General features: G+C 63.6%; 10 protein-coding genes and 1 pseudogene. 6 read left to right on the plus strand and 5 right to left on the minus strand.

Annotated elements, in window-relative coordinates; translation table 11 throughout:
* A pseudogene (locus IVB32_RS21145) lies at positions 1-432 on the plus strand (oxidoreductase); the annotation flags it as partial.
* 282 nt (positions 433-714) lie between these two features.
* Positions 715-1125, plus strand: coding sequence for a hypothetical protein (locus IVB32_RS21150; protein WP_026232425.1), 411 nt, complete (start codon positions 715-717; stop codon positions 1123-1125).
* Between the two features lie 243 nt (positions 1126-1368).
* Here the strand turns inward: IVB32_RS21150 and IVB32_RS21155 are convergent, their stop codons facing one another.
* From IVB32_RS21155 to IVB32_RS42790, 3 genes are all read right to left on the minus strand, one after another.
* Positions 1369-1614: a PilZ domain-containing protein gene (locus tag IVB32_RS21155; RefSeq protein ID WP_007599245.1), complete on the minus strand. Its 246-nt coding sequence runs from the start codon at positions 1612-1614 to the stop codon at positions 1369-1371.
* Between the two features lie 352 nt (positions 1615-1966).
* The gene (locus IVB32_RS21160; protein ID WP_018452938.1) at positions 1967-3304 is read right to left on the minus strand and encodes a DUF2235 domain-containing protein; all 1338 of its coding nucleotides are present in this window, start codon (positions 3302-3304) and stop codon (positions 1967-1969) included.
* Positions 3305-3595: 291 nt separating this feature from the next.
* Positions 3596-3727 carry a hypothetical protein gene (locus tag IVB32_RS42790; protein ID WP_007599247.1) on the minus strand — a complete coding sequence of 44 codons (132 nt, stop codon included), beginning with the start codon at positions 3725-3727 and terminating at the stop codon, positions 3596-3598.
* A 360-nt stretch (positions 3728-4087) separates the two neighbouring features.
* On the opposite strand from IVB32_RS42790, the gene IVB32_RS21165 reads away from it, so the two are divergent.
* The 3 genes from IVB32_RS21165 to IVB32_RS21175 all read left to right on the plus strand — a co-directional run bounded on the left by IVB32_RS21165 (position 4088) and on the right by IVB32_RS21175 (position 5118).
* Positions 4088-4345 carry a hypothetical protein gene (locus IVB32_RS21165; protein ID WP_018452939.1) on the plus strand — a complete coding sequence of 86 codons (258 nt, stop codon included), beginning with the start codon at positions 4088-4090 and terminating at the stop codon, positions 4343-4345.
* Between the two features lies 1 nt (position 4346).
* Entirely contained in the window at positions 4347-4643 is a 297-nt protein-coding gene (locus tag IVB32_RS21170) for a hypothetical protein (protein ID WP_018452940.1), read from the plus strand.
* A gap of 196 nt (positions 4644-4839) precedes the next feature.
* Positions 4840-5118, plus strand: coding sequence for a DUF1488 family protein (locus tag IVB32_RS21175; protein WP_018452941.1), 279 nt, complete (start codon positions 4840-4842; stop codon positions 5116-5118).
* A 550-nt stretch (positions 5119-5668) separates the two neighbouring features.
* On the opposite strand, the gene IVB32_RS21180 is transcribed toward IVB32_RS21175, so the two are convergent.
* A complete protein-coding gene (locus IVB32_RS21180) occupies positions 5669-5911 on the minus strand; it encodes a hypothetical protein (RefSeq protein ID WP_247369135.1) in 243 nt (80 codons plus the stop codon).
* A gap of 186 nt (positions 5912-6097) precedes the next feature.
* Positions 6098-6409 (minus strand): 50S ribosomal protein L28, encoded by a 312-nt coding sequence (gene rpmB, locus IVB32_RS21185; protein WP_026232426.1) that lies wholly within the window; start codon positions 6407-6409, stop codon positions 6098-6100.
* Between the two features lie 643 nt (positions 6410-7052).
* Here rpmB and IVB32_RS21190 point away from each other — a divergent pair.
* Positions 7053-7862 (plus strand): DUF3108 domain-containing protein, encoded by an 810-nt coding sequence (locus tag IVB32_RS21190; protein ID WP_085384094.1) that lies wholly within the window; start codon positions 7053-7055, stop codon positions 7860-7862.
* The last annotated feature ends 570 nt before the right edge of the window (positions 7863-8432 follow it).

Below are 8432 nucleotides of genomic sequence, written 5' to 3' on the forward strand. Positions count from 1 at the left end.
GGCATGCGGGTGTCGTCGACCGACTGGGTCGAGGGCGGCTGGGACCTGGCGCAGACCATCGCATTCGCAAACGCGCTGAAGGCGCGCGGCGTCGACTGGATCGATGCCTCCTCCGGCGGCGTCTCGCCGCTGCAGAAGATCGCACTCGGCCCCGGCTATCAGGTGCAGTTTGCAGAGGCCATCAAGCGCGAGACCGGTTTGCCCACCATCGCCGTCGGCCTGATCACCGAGCCGAAGCAGGCCGAAGAGATCGTCGCATCCGGCAAGGCCGACATGGTCGCGCTCGCCCGCGGCTTGCTCTACGACCCGCGCTGGGCCTGGCACGCCGCAGCCGAACTCGGCGGCGAGGTCGAAGCCCCGCCGCAATACTGGCGCTCGCAGCCCTCGACCCAGAAGGCGCTGTTCGGCAAGACCACGTTCGGGGCGCGGTGAGAGAGGCGAGTCTGGCGCGAGGACCGCGCCGCAAACTCGTCATTGCGAGGAGCCCTTGCGACGAAGCAATCCAGGCTGTGTCCGCGGAAAGATCCTGGATTGCTTCGCTGCGCTCGCCATGAGGATGGGGAGGCAGCCATGCGACACACGCCAAGGTCGTTGCTCCGCGTACCTTTTGGTCCCGTGCCGTTCCGCCTCACGCATCCGTAAACCCTCTCAGCTTCCACCCCACCCAAATCTGGCCTAACCTCGCGTGCGTCCAACGCCTCGCGGAGGCCCGCCATGCGATTTCGTGTTCGAAAAGCTGCCCACGTCATCGAGCGCGTGGGCCTTGCGATGGCGGGCGCGGCGTGCGGGCTGTTTGTCGGCGCTTATGTGGGATCGGCGATCCCCGCGCTCACCACCGAGGGGTTCCTGCTGCTGATGATGGTGCTGGGCTTCGTCGGCTTCTATCTCGGCATCGACACGCCGCAATTGCCGTTCGACGAGGCCCACGGCGACATCGACGCCGCGGAACTGTTGAGCGCCGCCGGCACGCTCTGCGCCACGCTCACCGCGCTCGCCTCCGTCGCCATCATCGTGCTCCGCCTCGATCCGCACATCGCCTGGAGCTGGTTCGCCTTGTTCGGCTGGATCGCCGGCGTCGCGATGCAGATCGTCGCGGGCGCAAAGGCGCGGATGCGGAAACCGTGAATTTGTTGTGTTGGGAGAGATCGCGCCGCAAGTACACTGCGTTCCCTCCCCCTTGTGGGGGAGGGCTAGGGAGAGGGGTAGCCACACGGCGTGCTCTGTCGAATGAAGCGACACTCTGTTGCCATCGCTTCGCACGTAACTAACACCTTTTGCTGGGCCACCCCTCTCCCCAACCCTCCCCCACAAGGGGGGAGGGAGCCGAGCGGAGTGTGGAGCGCGGCCTTGTTCAGCAGCTGGAAGGAGTCAAAACACCACTCCCACCTTCGTGCCGCGCTTCCACGCCACGCGGCAGCGTTTTTTCGTGTTCACATGCAGCAGCTCGAAGCGATCGGGAATCTTCACCTGGCCGCCGAGATCGACGCAGGCACCTCCGGGCGAATAGTCGATCAGCGTGCAGGGGATCACCGGCGCGCGCGGGTCGGTGATGATCTTGGCCTGGCGGGACACCAGGCCCGCGGGTTTGACGCGGGCATGTCGTCGCGGATGCATTGGCACTCTCCTCCAATTTCCGCGGATGGCGCGGGTGGTCAGGAGATGATGCCCAGGAGTTGATTCGATCCGGCTAAGGCGGGGCGGAGAATTTTAATGAAAAGTATCGGCGAATGGAGAAAGCGGCGGTAGCGGGGTGGGAAGGCTTCCCCCTCTCCCCTTGTGGGAGAGGGTGGATCGCCACGAAGTGGCGAGACGGGTGAGGGGTCTCGCACGGCATACGAAGCTTTCGCGTTCGCGGCGACAACCCCTCATCCGGCGCCATAGCCGATGCGAAGCATCGGCGTTTTCAAGAACGGCGGCCGAAGACCGCCTATGCCACCTTCTCCCACAGGGGGAGAAGGGAAGGCCCTCACCCCACCACGATCTCCCCCGACTCCGCCACCATGCCCACACCCGGCGGCAGCGGCATCGGCACCGTCACATACTCCTTCGGCAAATTCACCGGCCGATAGTCCGGCTCCACCGCCATCCGCTTCAACACGCTCTCATGCACATGCGCGCCTTCGGGGATCAGGCGCGGTTCGCAATCGGGGATGTAGAACCCGAGAAACACCTTCCGCGCCGGCCATTCCCGGTACTTGGCGCTCTTCGGCAGATATTCCAGCACGCGCCAGGGCGCCGTCATCGAATCATGCAGCTCGCCGGTCTTGCCGGTGTAAGCCGGCGGCACGTATTGGAACGGCGAGTTCTTGCGCTGGATGCCCCAGGCGAGCTGGTTCACCGTGCGCGGGTTGAAGTTCAGCCCCGCCTTGGTCGCCTCCTCGATCATCCAGAGCAGCGGATATTTGGACTCGCCGCTCTCGACTTCCGGATAGCCGCCACCGACGTCGCAATGCACGCCGGCGAACCACACCTGCAAAATGTCCTGCGGCTCCTTCTTGTCGTCGGGCACGAAGCGGTTGCGCCAGTACTCCTGCGGCTCCTCATACTGCTTGAGGCGGAACATGCAGCGCCGCTCGTCGATGGCGATCGCCTGGCGGAAGATGTTGACGCTGGGATTGCGCAGCGTGAAGGCGAGCTCCTCGAAGCTCGGCAAATAGCCCCGGTCGGCGCGCGGCACGATCACGCTCGCCACCGTGTCCCAGACGCCGATGAAGTGGATGGTCGGCCAGCGCGACGAGGTGATGCGTGCGAACTGCGCGGCGAGATCGAACTTGTTTTTCGGCAGCGGCCCGCTGTCGTCAAAACCCTCATCGATGAGGTCGCTGACATCGTTGCCGCGCCCGGTGCCGGAATATTGCTTGTAGGCGACGAGGCCACTGCCTGCGAGGTTGGCCTGCTCCGGCGAGATCAGGCCGATCTTGTGGATCAGCCCCGCCAGCACGCGAACCGTGTAGGCACCGCGCGAAAAACCGAACAGGTAGATCCTGTCGCCCGGCGCGTAATGCTCGACCAGGAAGCAATAGGCCGACAGCGTGTTGTCATCGAGCCCGTAGCCAGTGGCGAGCCCCAGCACCAGATTGACGTTGGCTTTCCAGCGGTGCCACGTCGACGGCTCCGTCACCGTGCCGACCCCGGGATCGTAGAACACCATCTGCCGCGGCCGCGTCTTGTCGGTCTTGCGCAGGCAGCGATAGAGCTTCAGGACGTTGGAGATGTTTTCGGAAATCTCGTTGCCGGTGCCGTCACAGCAGATGACAAGGTTCTTCGGCTCGGATGTGTGCTCGGCGTTGCGCTCGTGATCCACAGGATGCCCCTCCCGCTGATGCTACCCGGGCGAGTATAGCGGAAAAGGGCGGGGAGAGGGAGATGACGCTTCTTCTCCTCTCCCCTTGCGGGAGAGGGTGGATCGCCGCGAAGCGGCGAGACGGGTGAGGGGTCTCTCTCCGCGTGCGAATCTCTCGCGTCAGAACTCCCGGAGACAGACCCCTCATCCGGCGCCATAGCCGATGCGAAGCATCGGCGTTTTCAAGAACGGCGGCCGAAGGCCGCCTATGCCACCTTCTCCCGCAAGGGGAGAAGGGAAGGCGCCCGCCGGCTACTTCTTCTTCTGGCCGATCTCCGGCTGCCAGGCCGCGTCCTTGCGGCTTGGCGCTGCGGCGCTGGTCTTGATCTTGTCCTTTTTCGGCTTCTTGGTCTCGCGGTTGCTGCGTTGCTGTCCCTTGGCCATGACGTCGTCTCCTCCTGGGTTTCGAGTTCGTCCGCGTGCGAGATCGGCGCTGCAATGGTCGCTGGGCGGGGCTGTGAGATGCACCCGCCCGAACCAATGAAGATCGCCGCTGCGCACACGAGGCGCGAAAGATGCAGCGCAACATCGACGCGCGGCAATTGCGTGAGCTGCGCTGACGTGGTCGAGCGTACGCCCGCGTCCTGCCGATTGCGAGGACTAAAACGCCGCGCACGAGCACCGCGCTTGCGCCGTAAGTCCCGGCCCACGCTGACATAATGCTGGCTATTGCCGGGTAACAAGCGCATGGTCGTGACCAGCTGGTGTCGGTTGGGGCCCCTTCTTTGCGAAAGGCAGGCGCGCATGACCATCCGCTCGCGGCGAGAAACCATCACCTTCAAGCATCCATTCCACATCCGCGGCCTCGAGCGCCAGTTGCCGGCCGGCGCCTATGAGGTCGTCACCGACGAGGAGATGATCGAGGGCCTGTCCTTCGCATCCTATCGCCGCGTCGCCACCATGATCACGGTGCCCTCCGAAGGCGTGCGCGGTGCGACGGAGATGCTGTCGATCGGCTCGGTCGACCTGGCGGATGCCCAACGTATCGACGCGAGTGCCTGACATGACTGACATCCCGGTCGATCTCGACAGCCACCGCGGCATGGCCGCCCAGAAGGCAACCGATCTGCGCCGCGCGCTGGCCGATGTCGAGGCCCAGGTCAGGGAGCTGCGCGAGCGCGAGGCCGAGCTTGAAAACCGCATGATGTCGGTGCCTGCCACGTCCTGGCCGGAGGCCGCCGTGAAGGCCCGCCATCTGCTCAACCTCTATGCCGCGAGCCTGCCCACCGAGGACACCCGCCACCGCGCGCTGGTGGCCGCCCTGTTCGACGATTTCGCAAGGCTCAACGGCGACGGCTGAAGGCGAGGCAACGCGCGCAAACACCGGCGTCGTCCTGGCCGAGTGCGCAATTGCGCACGGAGCCGGGACCCATAACCACCGAAGTCAGTTTTTGTGCACCCTCGTGCCACAGCCTGCTTCGATAACGCTGACCGGCGCCGCCCCCAGTGCGCAATTGCGCAAGTCCGGCACGACGCGGACGCAAAAGGAGTACCCCATGACGCTCACCAGCAGCCGCTTCATCGCCCACGACCAGGACCGCGGCATCGTCCAGTTCTCGATGCAGGACGGCGCGAAGGAGATCGCCTGCGCGATCTCGACCTCCGCCATGGACGACCTCGAGCGCGGCCCGCGCGCCCGGCCCAGCGAGCGCGAAGAGCAGTTCACGCGCCTGCGCGAACGCATCGAAGCCTGCACCGGACGCAAATATCAGGCGACGGAGTTCGAAGGCACGCCGCCGGGGATCGTGCTGCGGAGCATTGATTTTCGGGGGTAGGGGAACGGCGTGGGCTAGAAGTATGGCGGAGCCGGGCCGTCGGTTCCGTCGCGTGGCTGTCTGGACGAATATGAAGGAACTTCATTTTGGAGAAATGAGATCGGTGAGTTGGATTGGTCTAAACACAATATAGTTTGTTCGGGCCTACTGCCGCTTAGCGATAGAGCAGTAGAAATGGAAAGCCTTCAAGACTGCAATTGTCGCGCTGAGGTCAGCGTGTGTTCCAAACTGCCGTATCATTTTTCGGAGTAGGGCTTTTCCATCTCGCGTGAGCTCCCAATGAACCTTGTCGGCCACTTTGTCTGCTCGGATCACTGCGCTCGGATGGTCCTGAACTAAGAGATCAAAAAAGTGGTTTGGCAGTAGATCCTCTAGTTCCCAATTCAACCCTTTGTAGGCCAGGTTTTCCCGTTCAAAGGCCTTTTGGAGAGTCTTGGGATCGAGATTGCCGCTCGTTGGCATGTGTGGATGAAGCCGGAAGACGTCACGAAACTCCACAATACTTGTGTCCAAAGCAGTCGCAGCTCTTACTGCCTGTTGGCCTGCCTTGTCATTGTCGAATAGCCATATCGTCGCCGGAGCGCGATCCTTGATCGAGCGCTGAGATCAACCGCTTGTCAGAAACCTCGGATAAGACTAGCCGCCAAGGCAAGCCTAGGAATGATATCAAAGTTTCGAGTTGGGGGCATTCCTTCGGCAGGTCGATCAGCCAAAGTGCAATGTCGCGGCTGTCGAGGTTCGACAGGAGATTGTCCGAAGCTCCGTCGACAAGAAAAAGTTTCTTTTGGTTCATTTTCCCGCTCCCATGCCGTCATGGCGTTGCCTCGATGCCTTCCAAACGGGATGCACCGTTTGATTGTAGGAGGAAGCGCGGTGTTATCAACAAAAACGGCCGGATCTTCCGATCCGGCCGTCACGCAAAACTCTTCCAGCTAAGCCTACGCCTCGCGACGCAAGCCCTCGCCCGATTCGAAAATTCTTAGCTCGCCTTCTTCTCCGGCGCCGGGGTCGGGCCGACCTTCTTCTGGATGGCGCGCTTCAGCTCGAGGGCGCGGGGCGACAGCACGGCGGCCTTGGCCTTGAGCAGGAAGGGATCGAGGCCGCCATTGTGGTCGACGCTCTTGATCGCGTTGGTGGAGACGCGCAGGCGCACGTTGCGGCCCAGCGCTTCGCTGATGAAGGTCACGTTGACCAGGTTCGGCAGGAAGCGGCGCTTGGTCTTGATGTTGGAGTGGCTGACCGTGTGGCCGACCTGGGGGCCCTTGGCCGTCAATTCGCAGCGGCGAGACATGGCAAAATCCTCAATCTTTCCCAACGATGTGCGGCCGCCATTCGGGGCGCCACGGGCAAATTCTCTGTCCTTGCAGGGAGCGGGCGGACGTATAGGGGGGAAGCGGCGGGACGTCAAGGTTTTGGGGCGGGTTTCGTGCTCCAAGGTAGCTGTCATCGCCCGGCTCGCCGCCTTCGCTGAAGCTTCGGCGGGCCGAGCACCCGTGTGGGCCTCGGCGTAGCCTTGGCGGAGCCGGGACCGGGCGATCCAGTACTCCGCGCCGGTGCGGCTGACCAGAGGGGCCGCGGCGTACTGGATGCCCCGGTCAAGCCGGGGCATGACGGCGGTGGAGGTGGCGGGGTGAGGTGCGCTTTCAGTCCCACCCCCGATCACCAAAACGGCAATGATTATCGCGCCTTACCATCACATAAAGGGCGTATTCGCGCCCGAAAAGTCCGGTGGAGTTCCGGACGCCGACAGGCCCGGACGCATTGCTTGGCGCGGTATTTGGCTTAAGTAACAACCGTTCGCGCCCCGATTGGATTGTTTCGTGCTCACAACGCCTCATCTTGCGCCGAGCCTGCGCCCAAAAGAGCTGCGCTCAGCGGAGCGGCGCGCGAGGAATCCGCGCGTAAGCCATCCTCGCTCTGCCGGCCGCTGGGTCATGGCGGCCCTTGGCGGGCTGGTGTTGGCGTGGGCGGCGGAGCCCGCGGCGGCGCAGGGCAAGCTCGAGGCGCAATATGAGGCGACGCTGGCGGGCATTCCCGTCGGCAAGGGCGCCTGGAACATCGACATCCAGGACGATGTGTTCGCGGCCGCGGCCTCCGGCGGCACCTCGGGGCTGCTGAAATCCTTCGCGGGCGGGTCCGGCACCGGCGCCTCGCAGGGCCGCGTGGTCAACGGCGCGCTGGTCGCGACCGGCTATCAGGCCTCCACCACCACCTCGAAGAAGACCGAAGAGATCCGCATCACGCTCGACAAGGGCAATGTGAAGGATTTTGCCATCCTGCCGGAGCCGCCGGTCGATCCCGACCGCATCGTCGTCACCGACGCGCATCGCCGCGGCGTCTGGGACCCGATGACGGCCTCGCTGGTGCGCGTATCCGGCACCGGCGACGTGCTGTCGGCGGACGCCTGCCACGGCAGCGCCGCCGTGTTCGACGGCCGCATGCGCTACGAGCTCAAGCTCGATTTCAAGCGCATGGAGAACGTGAAGGCGGAGAAGGGCTATCACGGCCAGGTCGTGGTCTGCTCGCTCTATTTCGTGCCCATCGCCGGCTACATCCCCGACCGTCCGGTGATCAAATATCTCGCCGCCCAGCGCAACATCGAGGTCGCGTTCGCACCGATCGCCGGCACGCGCATCCTGGTCCCGTTCTGGCTGAAAGTGCCGACCCCGCTCGGGCCGGCCATGCTGGAAGCAACCAGCTTCATCACCAGCGCCCAGCCGCCCAAGGTCGCGAAGACGCAGTAGGGCTGGGTGCCGTAGCCCCGCTGCCGTAGCCCGGATGGAGCGCAGCGTAATCCGGGGTTCTTTGCTTCGGCCCCCGCATTGCGCTCCGCTCCATGCGGGCTACGGACCTCCCTTTTGGTGAAAATAAACATCAATGATTTCAACAACATGCCTACTGTGCATGGGGTTGTTTTCGCGCATTTTGTTTGGAGGGGGTCGAGAACCGGGAATCCATTTGACTCCTCCCCGATTCTGATTCGACTCCGCGCCGTCCCCAGCTTTAACGAATCCGCCATCGAAACGTCGCTTGTGCGGCGGAGCAAAACTCCATCTAGTGCGAACCCACAAGCCTCCCGCGACATCTTGCGTGAACGGAACAGGACTCAAGGGGGAGTCAGCGATTCGGCCGCGATTCGTTCTCAACTCGTTCCGAAGCTTAAAGCCAACGGGAAAAGCGTCGCAAAGTGAGACAGTTGCGCTGGGTTCAGGGAGAGGCGCCGCATTCTCCGCCGTCATGCCCCGGCTTGACCGGGGCATCCAGTACGCCGCGCCCTCTCGGTTTGATCTGCGCCGCCTCTGGAATACTGGATC

Origin of the sequence: Bradyrhizobium sp. 23 (assembly GCF_023073295.1) — a bacterium.
GTDB lineage: Bacteria > Pseudomonadota > Alphaproteobacteria > Rhizobiales > Xanthobacteraceae > Bradyrhizobium > Bradyrhizobium canariense_D.